Source organism: Bacteroidales bacterium (assembly GCA_031275285.1).
GTDB lineage: Bacteria > Bacteroidota > Bacteroidia > Bacteroidales > UBA4181 > JAIRLS01.
Window position 1 is genome coordinate 45,348 of record JAISOY010000225.1, and the last position, 14,223, is coordinate 59,570.

The following is a 14,223-nucleotide window of genomic DNA, read 5'->3' on the forward strand; positions in this document are numbered from 1 at the left end:
TTTAAAACGTACGAATATGAAGTTGATACGATGGATACCCCTCTTTTTCTTTCTTTTAACAGGTTTAGTCACTCTGAATGCACAGGAAAGTAAGAAACAACAAAAAACCAAAAAGACGGAGGAAGTGACATTTGCTGTAAATATGAATTGTCATAATTGTCAGGCTAAGATTGAAAAAAATCTTCCATGGGAAAAAGGCGTAAAGGACATTAAAGTCGATTTAAAGAAAAAAACAGTGAAGGTAGATTATGATCCGAGTAAAACTACAGAAGATAAATTAAAAGAAAGCATTGAAAAATTGAGTTTCACTGTAGAAAAAATTGACACAAAAGAAGAGAAGAAGTAGTTTTCTCTATTTATGTATGCATCACTCTTTTTATTAGAAAAGGATTATATTTGCATGGTAATAAACACACAAACTAATTATTTTAACATTTTTACCATGAAAAAAGTCGTTTTTCTAGTATTATTTACTGTATTATCAGTAGGGACAATTTGCGCCCAACTTCCGTTAAGCAAAGGTGATTTTTATGTAAATGCAAATGTAAGTAACCTTGACCTGTCGTTTAGTGACGGGACAACCGATTTCACTGTTGGTGCTTACGGTGGATATTTTTTGATAGATAAACTGGCACTGGTTGCCGGGTTAAATGTCGGAGCTTCTTCGCATAAGGTTGCCGGGGAGAAAATCAAAACCAATCATTTTGGGATAGATGTCGGAGTACGTTATTACTTTTTGGAACAGTCAAAAGGTAGTTTCTTTGTTGGTGATGTGCTCAATATTTATAAGGAAAAGGATGTAGATGCCACCTTTGGTATGACCCTGAGTGGTGGTTATGCTTTTTTCCTGAACCAAAATGTATCACTAGAACCGATGCTTTCCATATGGTTTCCCTTTTCCAGTGATTATGACATAACATTCACGATTGGGGGCGGTATCAGTGTATATTTTTAAGAACGCCTGATCTTTTTGAATATTCCCTGTTATTCAGATAGCGGGGAATTTTTATTTTTGTGAAAAATGTAACACTAAAAAATGAATATAAGTTTGATTCAATACGATCCTCGATGGGAGGATGTACCATATAACCTGTCTTATTTAAGCAGGATGATGGAGCCACTTATTGGAAAAACCGATATGATCATATTACCGGAAATGTTTTCTACAGGTTTTAGTATGAGTGTCGGACAGGTTGTTGGTCAAAACAAAGGAACCTTATCTTGGATGCAACAACAAGCAAAGAAGACAGGAGCTTTGGTGATGGGTAGCATCCCGGTTGTTGACAGATATTATTATAATCGTTTTTATTGGGTGTCTCCCGAAGGAAAGAATGGATATTATGACAAACATCATTTATTTAGTATGTCGGAAGAGTCCAACCTTTTTACCCCGGGCAACAAAAAACAGCAATTCAACTATACGGGGTGGGAGGTCATGCCGATAATATGCTATGATTTGCGTTTTCCTGCATGGTGCCGTAATAATTTAAACCTTCCGTATGATTTACTGGTTTGTTCTGCCAGTTGGCCATCAGTACGAAATGATGTCTGGATGACATTATTAAAAGCGCGTGCTTTGGAAAATCAGTGTTTTGTCGCCGGAGTGAACAGGATAGGTAAAGATGTAAATGGATTGGAACATAACGGCAATTCCGTTGTATTTGGCCCTAAGGGAAACATGATCGGAATCCTTCCGGAAAATCAAGAAGGAATAGCAACGTTTCAGCTGTCAATAAGTGAATTGCTCGATTTTCGAAAAAAATTCCCGGTACTGAATGATATGGATCAATTTTCTTTTGAGCAGTAAAATCTGCTTAAAATTTATCTTATGATCACAACTTCTCCCCCAATTTAGCACAAAAATAGAATGATTTTTTGATATAAAAAAGAAGAAGTCCGCCCTAAAAATTGAAAATACTGTTATTATGCACCCTGTAGGATTTTATTTTTTCATATTTTTTTTTAATTTTGTGCCGTATAACATAAAAAAACAAAATCAATGACTGATTTTCAAACCGGATTATTATTGTTTCTTGTTGGATTTCCGACAGTTTTTCTAATTCTTTGCCTGGTAATTGCCCTTGGAAAAGGACTTATCTTGTTTGTGAATAAATATATCCCGGCAGAACTTCCCAGGAAAGCGGTTCAGGCAGTCCAATCTGATCAGTCTCAAATCTCACCAAATATCATTTCCGCAATTGTTACAGCGATCAGTACTGTTACAGGAGGAAAAGGAAAGGTGACGAAAATCGAAAAAATGTAGTTATGCCATGCTCGAGATGGTTTCCCGCTATTATTTTGAAATTGAGATAAGTTAAAATGAAAACTGTGTGCGAACACAGTATGGGTGTTCTTGTATAGAAAATAAATTAAGTGTGTATGAAAGAGATAAAGTTTAGTTTGATGTACCGGGATATGTGGCAGTCTGCCGGAAAATATGTTCCACGGGTTGATCAATTGGTTCGGGTTGCACCGGCTATTGTGAAAATGGGGTGTTTCTCACGTGTTGAAACAAATGGAGGAGGATTTGAGCAGGTAAATCTTCTTTTCGGAGAAAATCCGAATAAAGCGGTCCGCGAGTGGACAAAGCCATTCCATGAGGCCGGAATACAGACCCATATGCTTGACCGTGGTTTGAATGGTTTGAGGATGAGCCCTGTTCCTGATGATGTACGTCAGCTGTTCTATAAAGTAAAAAAGGCTCAGGGAACAGATATAGCCCGGACTTTTTGTGGATTGAACGATGTTCGTAATATTGCACCTTCTATTAAATATGCTAAAGCTGCAGGAATGATTTCCCAGGCTGCATTGAGTATTACAGTTTCTCCTATCCATACGGTAGAATATTATACAAATATGGCGCTTGAACTGATCCGGCTTGGAGCAGACGAAATCTGTATCAAAGATATGGCAGGTATTGGCCGTCCGGAATCCTTAGGGAAAATCGTAGCCAATATCAAAGCTGCTCATCCTGAAATTCCGGTGTCTTATCACAGTCATGCAGGTCCAGGCTTCAGTGTTGCCAGTGTTTTGGAAGTATGTAAAGCCGGATGTGATTATATTGATGCCGGTATGGAGCCTTTATCATGGGGTACCGGACATGCCGATATACTTACATTACAGGCTATGTTGAAGGATGCCGGATTTAAAGTCCCGGAAATCAATATGGAAGCATATATGGAGGTTCGTTCATTGACTCAGGAGTTTATGGATGACTTCCTCGGGTTATACATCAGTCCTAAAAACCGCCTGATGAACTCACTTCTGATCGGTCCTGGTTTACCGGGAGGTATGATGGGAAGCCTGATGGCAGACCTTGAAAGTAACCTTGACAGTATTAACAAATCCCGGGCTAAAAAAGGCCAGCAACCCATGACTCAGGATCAGTTACTGATCAAGTTATTTGATGAAGTATCTTATGTATGGCCTAAAATAGGTTATCCACCGTTGGTTACTCCTTTTAGCCAATATGTAAAAAACCTGGCATTGATGAACGTGATCCAGATGGAAAAAGGTAAAGAACGCTGGAGCATGATTGCTGATGATATCTGGGACATGATCTTAGGAAAGGCCGGACGCCTTCCCGGTGAACTGGATCCTGTGATCATTGAAAAGGCAAAAGCTGAAGGCCGTGAATTCTTTACCGGGGATCCCCAGACTAATTATCCGGATGCCTTGGATAAGTTCAGGACACAAATGAATGAAAAGGCCTGGGAATTTGGACAGGATGATGAAGAATTGTTCGAATATGCCATGCACCCCGCCCAATACGAGGCTTATAAGTCGGGTAAAGCCAAAGTCGATTTTAAAATCGATGTAGCTAAGCGGAAAGCAGAAAAAGAACAAAAGGAGAATCCTGTAGTTACAGCGGAATTGCCTGCAAGCCCGCAAAATATGATGGTGGATGTGAACGGTGAAAAGTTCAGGGTGACAGTTTCGTTCGGAGAAAATGCAGATGCTTCTGTAATGCCTGCTACGCCCCTTGCCTCGGCTTCTGTTGCACCATCTCCGTCTCCGGCTGCAGCCGCTCCTTCAGATGCAAAAGAATTGTTGTCCCCGCTTGAAGGTAAATTTTTCCTGACAAAAGATACGTCTGAAACGCCTCTTAAGGTAGGTGATATGGTGAAGAAAGGACAAGTGATCTGTTATATAGAGGCCATGAAAACTTATAATGCTATTCAGGCCGAATGGGATGGAAAGATTGTAGAAATCCCTGTCGCTAACGGTAGTTCAGTGATGGAAGATGATGTACTCATGAAATTTATCTGATACTGATGGATAATATTTTTGATAAATTATATGACATGACTGCGATCAGCAACATCATTGCTGAGCCACAGTTCCTTATTATGTATGTATTGGCTTTTGTGCTCCTGTACCTTGGGATAAAAAAAGAATACGAACCAATGCTTTTGGTTCCAATAGCCTTCGGGGTATTGTTGGCAAATTTTCCCGGAGGACAAATGGGAGTGACACAAGGGTTGGAAAGCAAGGAAATTTTGCAGATTGCCAAAGAAGACGGTTTGATGAATTTTCTGTATTATCTGTTGATAAAAACTGGATTTCTCCCTCCGATCATATTCATGGGAGTAGGGGCGTTGACAGATTTTGGTCCGTTATTGAAAAACCTGCGTCTCTCTATTTTTGGTGGAGCAGCACAATTGGGGATATTTGCCGTATTATTGATTTCTATTTTGTTGGGCTTCACACCAAAAGAAGCAGCTTCTTTGGGGATTATCGGCGGGGCTGATGGACCGACGGCGATTTACACCACCATCAAATTAGCTCCTCACCTCTTAGGTCCCATAGCTATAGCTGCATACTCTTATATGGCCTTGGTGCCGGTGATTATTCCACTGGTTGTCAGGTTAACATGTAGCAAGAAGGAGTTATCCATCAACATGAAAGAGCAGGATAAGCTATATCCGAATAAGACAGAGATCAAAAATATGCGTGTGCTGAAGATTATTTTTCCAATAGCAATTACCACTTTAGTCGCGATATTCGTTCCATCTGCAGTTGCATTGGTGGGAATGTTGATGTTCGGTAACCTTGTAAAGGAAATCGGAGCCAATACCAGTCGCTTATTCGATGCAGCTTCAAATAGTATTATGAATGCGGCAACCATCTTTTTAGGCCTGTGTGTGGGGGCAACTATGACAGTAGAATCATTCCTTGATCTGAAAACAATCGGTATCATTGTCGGCGGGTTTCTCGCTTTTGCATTGTCCATCTTTGGCGGGATTATGTTTGTGAAGTTGTTCAATCTGTTCAGTAAGAAGAAAATTAACCCGTTGGTCGGGGCTACCGGATTGAGCGCAGTACCTATGGCGTCGCGTGTGGCTAATGAAATTGCATTAAAATATGATCCGAAAAACCATGTATTGCAATATTGTATGTCAAGTAACATATCAGGGGTGATCGGTTCGGCTGTTGCTGCAGGTGTACTGATTTCTTTCCTGGGTTAAAAAGAAAGTAAACAAATTATATTGAGGAGGCAGGAATTCATTTTCCTGCCTTTTTGTTTTGTCTGGATCCACAATTGGAAATTATTAATCATGATGAGAGATGATGTTAATAGATCATCGAAAGGCTTTTCATATGTGTTTTTTCTTAAAATTACTTATCTTTCGTCTTTTTAGTCTTAAAAACCTATAAGTGCTTATGGAACAAAATCTTATTAGAAAGCTATTAGTAATAAGCATATTTATCATTTGGGGTGGTATATCTAATGATGTGATAACACAGGAAATAAGTGATGTAAAGAAGGTGAAAGATATAATTATTTATGCCGACTCTATGTTTTATTCGGCTTTCCCTTCCGTCATAAAACGTCCTGATGGGGAGCTTTTTGTCGCATTTCGCCGTGCTCCGGATCGTAAAGTATTTGGTGAGAGGTATACCAATCATCTAGATCCGAATAGTTATCTGGTAATGGTTCGTTCGGATGATGGAGAAAACTGGACAAAAGAGCCTGAACTGATCTATGCCCATCCGTTTGGTGGATCACAGGACCCTTGTCTGTTACAGATGCGTGATGGTTCGATCCTTTGTACAAGTTATGCTTGGGCCTTTCTCAATCCGGATAGAGTATCTGATACGGGAAAGTCTTATATCAGTCTTGCAAATGCAACTTTTTTAGGCGGTTATGTTATCCGGACCGAAGATGGTAAAAAATGGGACGGCCCTTTTTATCCATTACATATAGATACAAAGAATTATACGCCTATGGGAGTGCATTTACCAGCCTATAACAGGGGAGCATTATATGAGGCTGAGGACGGTCGTATATTGTGGGCGGTTGCAGCCGCTGCTGAAAAAACCACGAAAGTCCATCTGATTACTTCAGAGGATAAAGGTATCACATGGAAATATGAGTCATTAATTGCTGAAGATGACAAAGTCGCATTCAATGAAACATCTATATATGAGACACCTAAAGGTGACATTGTGGCTTTCCTTAGGACAGAAAATTATGACGGATATGCAACTATTGCACGCTCTGTAGATGGAGGGAAAACTTTTGGAAAATGGGAAAGTATGAACTTTAAAGGTCATCCGATAAATGCCTTAAGACTACCAGACAATAGGGTTCTGTTGACATATGGTTATCGTCATCCTCCTTATGGTATTCGGGCGCGGATATTGAATCCGGAATGTACGGATTATAAAACCGCTCAGGAAATAATCCTGCGTGAAGATGGTGCAAATGGGGATTTAGGCTATACCTGGCCTGTTTTGTTGAATGACGGCAAGGTATTGATTGTTTATTATTTTAATAAAAATAATGGGATACGACACATTGCCGGAACAATTATAGCATTGGAAGGCCATAAGTAATGACTTGAAATCATCACTTAAGAATTGGGATGGACCGAAAAAACCCTCCATATGTATGTATATGGAGGGTTTTCTTTTTTAGAGGGATATTATCATTTACATGAAGCCTTGTAAGATGATAGATATTCTAATGCGTTACGGAATACATTTTCTCCGGTATATCCTAATTTTTCGTCAAGGATTTTGTATGGTGCAGAGAAGCCAAAACTTTCCATGCCAATTACTTTTCCGAAAGGACCTACTAATCCTTTTAATGTTACCGGAAGCCCGGCTGTTAGTCCGAGTACAGGTATGCCGCAGGGAACAACGGATTTCTGATATTCATCTGTCTGCAGTCGGAATAATCCTTCGGATATGGCATCAACGACCCACACTTTGAGCCCCTTTTCTGCAGCCAGTTTTTCTGCCCCTTCAATACATGTCGCAACTTCCGAACCATTAGCTAGCAGGATCAATTCAGGTTGATCTGTATTTTTCCAGGCTACATAAGCACCTTTTTCTGCCTGTAAGGCATCAGTATAACGGTCTGAACCTTTGCGTGCCGGAACATCTTTGATGTTCTGGCGTGAAAGGATCAATGCGGTTGGAGTGGATAAATTCTCCATTGCCATTTTCCACGCGACATTGGTTTCCAGTGTATCGGCAGGACGAAGTACCAACGCAGAGGGCTGTCCTGAATGATTCTTTAGTTGTTCCATCAAACGAATCTGCGCTTCTTGTTCGACCGGTTGGTGGGTTGGTCCGTCCTCGCCAACGCGGAAAGCGTCATGTGTCCAGATGTACTTGACAGGTAATTCCATTAAAGCGGATAAACGGAAAGCAGGTTTGATGTAATCCGAAAATACGAAAAATGTTCCACAGGCTACAAATACCCCGCCATGAAGTGCAATGCCGTTGGCTACTGCTGCCATGGTCAATTCACAAACTCCTGCTTGCAGGAAGGCTCCTGAGAAGTCTCCCTTTTTTAACGCTTTGGTGTTTTTCAGGAATCCATCTGTTTTGTCGCTGTTCGATAAGTCGGCAGAAGCGACGATCATATTTTCAATATTCTTGGCAAAGTGAGCTAAAACAGTGGATGAAGCCGCTCTTGTTGCTGAGTTTTCTTTTTGTTCGATCGATGCATAATCAATTGAAGGCGCTTTCCCGGAAAAGAAAGCTTTGAATTTGGCTGCTAATATGGGGTTGGAAGCTTCCCACTCGGCTTGTGTTTTTTTCTTCTGGGCGGCAGCCTGTATCTTTTGTTCGCGTATTTTAGCATAATGCTCTTTGACATCATCAAAAATAACAAACGGGTCATTCGGATTTCCTCCCAGATTGGTAATAGTTTTGGCAAAAGAGGCACCAGCTTCGCCTAATGGCATTCCATGTGTGGCACATTTACATTCAAAGGATTCCCCGTTTTCTGTAATAGCACCTTTTCCCATGATAGTTTTACCAATGATCAGTACCGGTTTGTCTTTTATGGTTTGGGCTTTTGTCAAAGCCTGCCGTATCTGGTCGGCATCGTTACCTTTAATGGTCATTACTTCCCATCCCCAGGCTTCATACTTCTTAGCTGTATCTTCACTGGTTACTTCATGGGTTTCAGTAGACAATTGTATATCGTTTGAATCATAGAACATGATCAGGTTATCCAAACCTAAATGTCCGGCAATACGTCCTGCACCCTGGGAAATTTCTTCCTGTACGCCTCCGTCGGAAATGAATGCGTAAATTTTATGTGACATCCACTCTCCGAAACGCGCCTGTAAAAATTTTTCTGTAATAGCGGCACCAACAGCCATTGCATGTCCCTGTCCAAGAGGTCCGGAGGTGTTTTCTACCCCTCGTTTTACATCGACTTCAGGATGTCCCGGAGTCGGGCTTCCCCATTGGCGGAAATTTTTAATATCTTCTATGGTATAGTTTCCTGTAAGGGTAAGTATGGAGTACAACATAGGCGACATGTGTCCAGGATCCAGGAAAAAACGGTCGCGATTGACCCACGTCATGTCAGAAGGGTCATAATTCAGGAATTCGGTATACAGGATATTGATGAAATCAGCACCACCCATGGCGCCACCCGGGTGTCCCGATTTTGCTTTTTCAACCATTGCCGCTGCCAATATGCGGATATTGTCGGCCGATTTGTTAACGATCTTATTGTCCATCTTGAATCTAAATTGTTTTAGTTATTATAGTGTACTATTTACCACAGCGCGTATATGAAATACACAACTTGTATTTACAAGCTTCAAAGATAGTGATTGTTTTTTGTTTGGTGAATAAAAAAGAGGGAAAACGTCCCTCATTTAGTTGATCTAATATTCGTCTTCGTTGAAAAAGAAATCATCCTTACTGGGATAATCCGGCCAAATATCCTCAATACTTTCATATATTTCGCCCTCATCTTCTATTTCCTGTAAATTTTCGATCACTTCTAAAGGGGCTCCTGACCTTATTGCAAAATCAATCAATTCATCTTTAGTAGCGGGCCAAGGTGCATCTTCCAATTTCGAAGCTAATTCTATTGTCCAATACATATCTTAACTATTTAATTATTAATCGAATACTTATTTTTTGGATTGCGAAGATAAAAAAAATATTACTAATCGACAATAGGAGTCCAGTTTTTTGGCATAATGTTCAATTCTTTTGCGATTTTTCGGGATAGAACGAAAAAATAATCCGATAATCTGTTAATATATTCATTTACAGGATCAGGGACTGAATATTCAGATTCTAGTGCTACAATAACGCGTTCGGTACGGCGACATACTGTACGCACAATATGGCATTGAGATATAACAGGATGTCCTCCCGGAAGGATGAAACTATGAAGTGGTTCTAAAGCTGCCTCCATTTCATCAATTTTTTTCTCTATCAGGACAACATTTTCAGGCTTCAGTTCCGGAATTTTTTTTATGATGTCACCTTCTGCAGCTAAAATAGAAGATATAGTCATTAGCCGTTCCAGTATCCATGATAAAAACTCCTGGTCATTTTTATTATTCAGCAGATCCATCAACAACGCAACATGGGCCATCAATTCATCAACCGTTCCGTAAGCTTCTATTCTCGGATGATCCTTTTTTACTCTTTTACCCCCGATCAATGCGGTTTTTCCCTTATCTCCGGTTTTTGTATATACTTTCATGAACTTATGAGATATTTAATTCAATAACATACAATGAAGTATTTTGGTTCGATAATAGGCTTGCTGATTTAATCGTCTTCAGGTACCACCGGATTAAGCGTAACCAGCACTTTATCTATACGTTGGCCGTCCATATCTGCAATTTCAAAGGTAAACGCCTTCCATTCCAATTTTTCACCAAGTTTAGGGATGTGTTCCAACTCATTGAGGATAAATCCGGCAAGGGTATCAAACCTTGTTGGAATATTATCATAACCAAAATAATCCAGAAAATCATAAAAATGTATTTGGGCATCCACCCAGTACGAATTTTCGTCCCGGGCTATAATTTCCTGTTGCCCGGATGTACTTTCTATATCATGCATGTCACCGACAATGGCCTCAAACATATCATTGAGTGTTACCATTCCCTGTAACGACCCGTATTCATCCACTACAAAACAAACGTGTATACCTGTTTTCTTGAACAATTCCATCACTGAATAGGCTGAATTGCTTTCAGGTACAAATAATGCAATACGGCAAAGATCTTTTAGTGTTTTTTTCTCGGATAAGGAAAATAGATCACGGTTCCGTACAAATCCGATGACATGATCCAATTCATCTTCACATACCGGATATACCGAAAAAGGGTGCTCCCGGACATAATCCATGACATCTGAAATTTGGTCGTAATTGGTATTCAACCAGAAGATATTCTTTCGGTGTGTCATTAGAGAACTGATATTCCGGTCGTCCAGATGGAATACCCGCTCGATCATTTCCTGTTCGGCAACTTCTATTCCACCCTGTTCGGCGCTTTCTTCTATCATGGCCCTGATTTCCTCTTCCGTAACCAATGTGTCCCGTTTTTTTATCCGTAATAATTTGACCAGTAATTTTGTTGAAACAGATAGTAGCCAGATGAACGGGAACATAATTTTGCTGAGTACATTCATGACCGGTGCCATATTTTTTGCAATGCCTTCAGCCTGTGTTAATCCGATACGCTTGGGAACCAGTTCTCCCAGTACCAGTGTAAAATATGTGACAATGATCACAATGACCGTAGTCGATAAAACCCCGCTTATGGGTTTAAGTGTATCGAAACGCTGGAAGAAGTCATTTAATCCGGCCTGTATACTTTCTCCTGAGAAAATACCCGTAAGGATACCAATTACAGTAATCCATATCTGTATTGTGGATAGAAAATTGTCCGGATGTTCCATAATTTTCAGAACATCTTTTGCTTTTTTGCTACCTTTCTCTGCCTGTACCTCCAGCTTTACTTTCCGGGCAGATACCATGGCCATTTCTGTCATGGAGAAAATACCGTTCAACAATATCAGTCCAAGAATGATAAATATTTCCATATATCGATTATATTATAATAGCTTCTTTGTAAGGTAGGTATGAATAATCATTTTCGTTGCCTATATTTAAGGTTCAATAGGGATAACATGTTACTAAAAGTGCTGACTGCTGCTGTTGTTTCATCGGATGGCACTGTTTTATTTATACGCATCATCATCAACATGTACAAGGCATTCAGGCAGACTTCAATTTCTGTTGTGCCGGGATTGGACTTTTTTTTCAGTTCGGCGATGTAAGGTTGCGCCAGATGATATGCCTGATTATATTGCGGTTCATTCAGATCGTTGATCAGGTTCAGGTGGAAATCATTCAATTGATGCGTTAGCTCCACCAGATCAGAGAGATGTCCGCCCTTCCGTATCTCTTCATTTTCCATCTGTCCGATCAGTTTCTGATACCAATCCTCCATCTGACGAATGACTTCGGAAGGTTGTTCGAATCGTGAAATTACATGTTTCCTGATTTTATCCATATCGAAATCATTGGCACGTATCAGATCTTCGATGTGCCACATATATAATATGTATTCGATAATATTTTCTTTTCTTTTTTGCTGCGCAATGATCATATGGACGTTAATTTATCAATGGTACGGCGTTCTTTTTTTGTTGGACGTCCGGCACCACGATCCCGTTGAACAAAAGCCGTCATTTTTGCTATATCGGCCTTGTCGAGTTCTTCTTGAGCGGTAGTTTCTATAATGTAATCTTTCACCAGTGATGCTGATTGCCGTTTGTCTACCAGTTTGACTATTTCATAGGTATGTACTACCGGTGGTTTTTTGATCATCAAAAGATCTCCTGTTTTAACATTCCGGGAAGGTTTTACTTCCATATTATTAAGTAATACGCGGTGTTTTTCGCATGCTTCCGCAGCTAGGTTTCTTGTTTTGAATAGCCTGACCGACCATAGAAATTTATCGATACGTACTGTTTGTATTTCTGTAGCCATTATCATTTATTGTTAAAAAAATTCATGGTTCGTTCTACCCCGATCGTGCCGAAACTTTTGATTAAATCCGATGTTAATTTCAACCGTTCGGGTAACGCTTTTTCTTCTTCATCCGACCACTCGCCTAATACATAATTGATTTGTTGTCCCTGTGAAAAACTACTTCCGATGCCAAAACGTAAACGGGCATATTCCTGGGTTCCTAAAACATCGTTGATATTTCTCAAACCATTGTGTCCTCCGTCGCTGCCCTTTGATTTTAAGCGTATGGTCCCGAAAGGTAATGCGATATCATCCAGCAATACCAATAAATGGTCCTGTGTTATTTTTTCCTTCTGTAACCAATAATTCACGGCACGGCCGCTTAAATTCATATATGTGGAAGGCTTCAGTAAGATAAAAGTGCGTCCCTTGTATTTATATTCGGCGACAAAACCATAACGTTTGTCTGCAAAGCTGATTTTTTCTTCTGCAGCCAGACTGTCCAACATACGAAAACCAATGTTATGTCGTGTATTGGCATATTCATCACCTATATTTCCCAATCCTGCAACCAAATATTTCACGGCAATTTGTCGAATTCTATATATTTTTGAATGACAAATGTACAAAACTTTATGGGGGATGTACCTATGAATCATGAATTCTTCAAAGAAAAGCCATTTTTAAACGATCATTGCTTAGGTTTATATTGCTTTCGGTGGCCGAAAAAAGAATAAATAAAGAAAATATTCAAAAAATATTTGTTATTATGTAAAAAGTACCTACTTTTGCAAGCCGAAAAATATAAGATATTATAATGTACGCAATAGTAGAAATCGCCGGTCAGCAGTTTAAAGTAAACAAAGACCAAAAAATATTTGTACATCGCCAAACAGGAGAAGTGGGTGACAAATTATCATTTGATAAGGTTTATCTGGTTGATAATGATAAAAGTATCAAGGTGGGTACGCCTGTGGTAGATGGTGCTTCAGTGAGCGCATCCATTGTTTCCCATGTCCGGGGTGATAAGGTTTTGGTATTCAAGAAAAAGAGAAGAAAAGGATACCAAAAACTGAACGGTCATCGTCAGGATTTGACACAACTCCTGATCGAAGGGATCACTGTATAGGAATTTGGATAAAAGATAAAATATAAAGAAAAATGGCACATAAAAAAGGCGTCGGTAGTTCTCGTAACGGACGTGAATCCGAAAGTAAACGATTAGGTGTTAAATTATTTGGCGGGCAGGTTTGCAAGGCAGGTAATATTTTGGTCCGTCAACGAGGAACCAAACATAATCCCGGTGAAAATGTAGGTATTGGCCGTGACCATACACTTTATGCTTTGGTCGACGGTACTGTTGCATTCCGTAAAAAAACAGATAACAAGTCGTTCGTGTCCGTTGTTCCTTTTGAAAAGTAACAACAGATACCATTTAAAATAATAAGGTCTCCTGTAGTTACTGCAGGAGATTTTTTGTTTGTACATAAAAATATTGTCTCAAAATTTTATTCATTACTTCCATGCTGACCATAAAATTCATCGAGGAAAATAAAGAAGAAGTGATCCGGTTATTGGCAATCAAAGGTTTTGAAGCGGGGGAGATTATAGAACAATTGCTGGAAACCGATGTATTGCGAAAGAAGATGCAAGTACAGGCTGATCTTATTCAGGCTGAATTGAACACTAAATCGAAAGAGATCGGTGCTTTGATGAAATCCGGTCAGAAGGAAGTTGCAGAAAGAGCCAAATCGACTGTCTCCGAGTTAAAAGAGAAAGCGGGAGCGTTGTTACATGAACAAGAATCAGCTGAGCAAAAATTAAAAGATTTACTGGTACAACTGCCCAATGTTCCGCATCATTCTGTCCCGGTAGGGAAAAGTGCTGCCGATAATGTGGTGGTTCGTTCCGGGGGGCAAGTTCCCGATCTACCGGAAAACGCTTTGCCTCACTGGGATTTG

At 39.9% G+C, this 14,223-nt stretch carries 17 protein-coding genes; 10 read left to right on the forward strand and 7 right to left on the reverse strand.

Going from position 1 to position 14,223, the window contains the following annotated elements; translation table 11 throughout:
* Positions 1 to 16: 16 nt before the first annotated feature.
* From LBQ60_22375 to LBQ60_22405, 7 genes are all read left to right on the forward strand, one after another.
* The gene (locus LBQ60_22375; protein MDR2040672.1) at positions 17 to 346 is read left to right on the forward strand and encodes a cation transporter; all 330 of its coding nucleotides are present in this window, start codon (positions 17 to 19) and stop codon (positions 344 to 346) included.
* A 96-nt stretch (positions 347 to 442) separates the two neighbouring features.
* Positions 443 to 955 carry a DUF3575 domain-containing protein gene (locus LBQ60_22380; GenBank protein MDR2040673.1) on the forward strand — a complete coding sequence of 171 codons (513 nt, stop codon included), beginning with the start codon at positions 443 to 445 and terminating at the stop codon, positions 953 to 955.
* A gap of 81 nt (positions 956 to 1,036) precedes the next feature.
* Positions 1,037 to 1,807: a nitrilase family protein gene (locus tag LBQ60_22385; GenBank protein MDR2040674.1), complete on the forward strand. Its 771-nt coding sequence runs from the start codon at positions 1,037 to 1,039 to the stop codon at positions 1,805 to 1,807.
* Positions 1,808 to 1,999: 192 nt separating this feature from the next.
* The gene (locus tag LBQ60_22390; GenBank protein MDR2040675.1) at positions 2,000 to 2,263 is read left to right on the forward strand and encodes an OadG family protein; all 264 of its coding nucleotides are present in this window, start codon (positions 2,000 to 2,002) and stop codon (positions 2,261 to 2,263) included.
* Between the two features lie 116 nt (positions 2,264 to 2,379).
* The gene (locus tag LBQ60_22395; protein ID MDR2040676.1) at positions 2,380 to 4,269 is read left to right on the forward strand and encodes an oxaloacetate decarboxylase; all 1,890 of its coding nucleotides are present in this window, start codon (positions 2,380 to 2,382) and stop codon (positions 4,267 to 4,269) included.
* 5 nt (positions 4,270 to 4,274) lie between these two features.
* Positions 4,275 to 5,468 carry a sodium ion-translocating decarboxylase subunit beta gene (locus LBQ60_22400; protein ID MDR2040677.1) on the forward strand — a complete coding sequence of 398 codons (1,194 nt, stop codon included), beginning with the start codon at positions 4,275 to 4,277 and terminating at the stop codon, positions 5,466 to 5,468.
* 196 nt (positions 5,469 to 5,664) lie between these two features.
* Positions 5,665 to 6,840: a glycoside hydrolase gene (locus tag LBQ60_22405; GenBank protein MDR2040678.1), complete on the forward strand. Its 1,176-nt coding sequence runs from the start codon at positions 5,665 to 5,667 to the stop codon at positions 6,838 to 6,840.
* A gap of 92 nt (positions 6,841 to 6,932) precedes the next feature.
* Here the strand turns inward: LBQ60_22405 and LBQ60_22410 are convergent, their stop codons facing one another.
* The 7 genes from LBQ60_22410 to pth all read right to left on the reverse strand — a co-directional run bounded on the left by LBQ60_22410 (position 6,933) and on the right by pth (position 12,846).
* On the reverse strand, positions 6,933 to 8,990 hold the full coding sequence (locus tag LBQ60_22410; GenBank protein MDR2040679.1) for a transketolase: 2,058 nt from the start codon (positions 8,988 to 8,990) through the stop codon (positions 6,933 to 6,935).
* Between the two features lie 150 nt (positions 8,991 to 9,140).
* Positions 9,141 to 9,362: a DUF2795 domain-containing protein gene (locus LBQ60_22415; GenBank protein MDR2040680.1), complete on the reverse strand. Its 222-nt coding sequence runs from the start codon at positions 9,360 to 9,362 to the stop codon at positions 9,141 to 9,143.
* 65 nt (positions 9,363 to 9,427) lie between these two features.
* On the reverse strand, positions 9,428 to 9,976 hold the full coding sequence (locus LBQ60_22420) for a cob(I)yrinic acid a,c-diamide adenosyltransferase (protein ID MDR2040681.1): 549 nt from the start codon (positions 9,974 to 9,976) through the stop codon (positions 9,428 to 9,430).
* A gap of 68 nt (positions 9,977 to 10,044) precedes the next feature.
* Entirely contained in the window at positions 10,045 to 11,328 is a 1,284-nt protein-coding gene (locus LBQ60_22425) for a hemolysin family protein (GenBank protein MDR2040682.1), read from the reverse strand.
* Between the two features lie 47 nt (positions 11,329 to 11,375).
* On the reverse strand, positions 11,376 to 11,897 hold the full coding sequence (locus LBQ60_22430; GenBank protein ID MDR2040683.1) for a DUF4924 family protein: 522 nt from the start codon (positions 11,895 to 11,897) through the stop codon (positions 11,376 to 11,378).
* Positions 11,894 to 12,280, reverse strand: coding sequence for an RNA-binding S4 domain-containing protein (locus LBQ60_22435; protein MDR2040684.1), 387 nt, complete (start codon positions 12,278 to 12,280; stop codon positions 11,894 to 11,896). The genes LBQ60_22430 and LBQ60_22435 overlap by 4 nt, the downstream gene beginning before the upstream one ends.
* A 2-nt stretch (positions 12,281 to 12,282) precedes the next feature.
* Entirely contained in the window at positions 12,283 to 12,846 is a 564-nt protein-coding gene (gene pth, locus LBQ60_22440) for an aminoacyl-tRNA hydrolase (GenBank protein ID MDR2040685.1), read from the reverse strand.
* A gap of 233 nt (positions 12,847 to 13,079) precedes the next feature.
* Between pth and rplU the strand changes: the two genes are divergently transcribed.
* From rplU to LBQ60_22455, 3 genes are all read left to right on the forward strand, one after another.
* The gene (rplU, locus tag LBQ60_22445; GenBank protein ID MDR2040686.1) at positions 13,080 to 13,391 is read left to right on the forward strand and encodes a 50S ribosomal protein L21; all 312 of its coding nucleotides are present in this window, start codon (positions 13,080 to 13,082) and stop codon (positions 13,389 to 13,391) included.
* A gap of 32 nt (positions 13,392 to 13,423) precedes the next feature.
* Complete coding sequence (rpmA, locus tag LBQ60_22450) at positions 13,424 to 13,684, forward strand: 50S ribosomal protein L27 (protein ID MDR2040687.1); 261 nt, start codon at positions 13,424 to 13,426, stop codon at positions 13,682 to 13,684.
* A gap of 101 nt (positions 13,685 to 13,785) precedes the next feature.
* A partial coding sequence (locus LBQ60_22455; protein MDR2040688.1) for a serine--tRNA ligase occupies positions 13,786 to 14,223 on the forward strand: 438 nt, incomplete at its 3' end.

Excerpts from the sequence above, each read along its gene's own strand:
- LBQ60_22410 (MDR2040679.1), bottom strand. The coding sequence starts at position 8,990 with ATGGACAATAAGATCGTTAACAAATCGGCCGACAATATCCGCATATTG.
- LBQ60_22435 (MDR2040684.1), bottom strand. The coding sequence starts at position 12,280 with ATGGCTACAGAAATACAAACAGTACGTATCGATAAATTTCTATGGTCG.
- LBQ60_22395 (MDR2040676.1), top strand. The coding sequence starts at position 2,380 with ATGAAAGAGATAAAGTTTAGTTTGATGTACCGGGATATGTGGCAGTCT.
- LBQ60_22430 (MDR2040683.1), bottom strand. The coding sequence starts at position 11,897 with ATGATCATTGCGCAGCAAAAAAGAAAAGAAAATATTATCGAATACATA.
- LBQ60_22405 (MDR2040678.1), top strand. The coding sequence starts at position 5,665 with ATGGAACAAAATCTTATTAGAAAGCTATTAGTAATAAGCATATTTATC.
- LBQ60_22375 (MDR2040672.1), top strand. The coding sequence starts at position 17 with ATGAAGTTGATACGATGGATACCCCTCTTTTTCTTTCTTTTAACAGGT.
- rplU (MDR2040686.1), top strand. The coding sequence starts at position 13,080 with ATGTACGCAATAGTAGAAATCGCCGGTCAGCAGTTTAAAGTAAACAAA.
- LBQ60_22420 (MDR2040681.1), bottom strand. The coding sequence starts at position 9,976 with ATGAAAGTATATACAAAAACCGGAGATAAGGGAAAAACCGCATTGATC.
- LBQ60_22425 (MDR2040682.1), bottom strand. The coding sequence starts at position 11,328 with ATGGAAATATTTATCATTCTTGGACTGATATTGTTGAACGGTATTTTC.
- rpmA (MDR2040687.1), top strand. The coding sequence starts at position 13,424 with ATGGCACATAAAAAAGGCGTCGGTAGTTCTCGTAACGGACGTGAATCC.
- LBQ60_22390 (MDR2040675.1), top strand. The coding sequence starts at position 2,000 with ATGACTGATTTTCAAACCGGATTATTATTGTTTCTTGTTGGATTTCCG.
- LBQ60_22400 (MDR2040677.1), top strand. The coding sequence starts at position 4,275 with ATGGATAATATTTTTGATAAATTATATGACATGACTGCGATCAGCAAC.
- LBQ60_22415 (MDR2040680.1), bottom strand. The coding sequence starts at position 9,362 with ATGTATTGGACAATAGAATTAGCTTCGAAATTGGAAGATGCACCTTGG.
- LBQ60_22385 (MDR2040674.1), top strand. The coding sequence starts at position 1,037 with ATGAATATAAGTTTGATTCAATACGATCCTCGATGGGAGGATGTACCA.
- LBQ60_22380 (MDR2040673.1), top strand. The coding sequence starts at position 443 with ATGAAAAAAGTCGTTTTTCTAGTATTATTTACTGTATTATCAGTAGGG.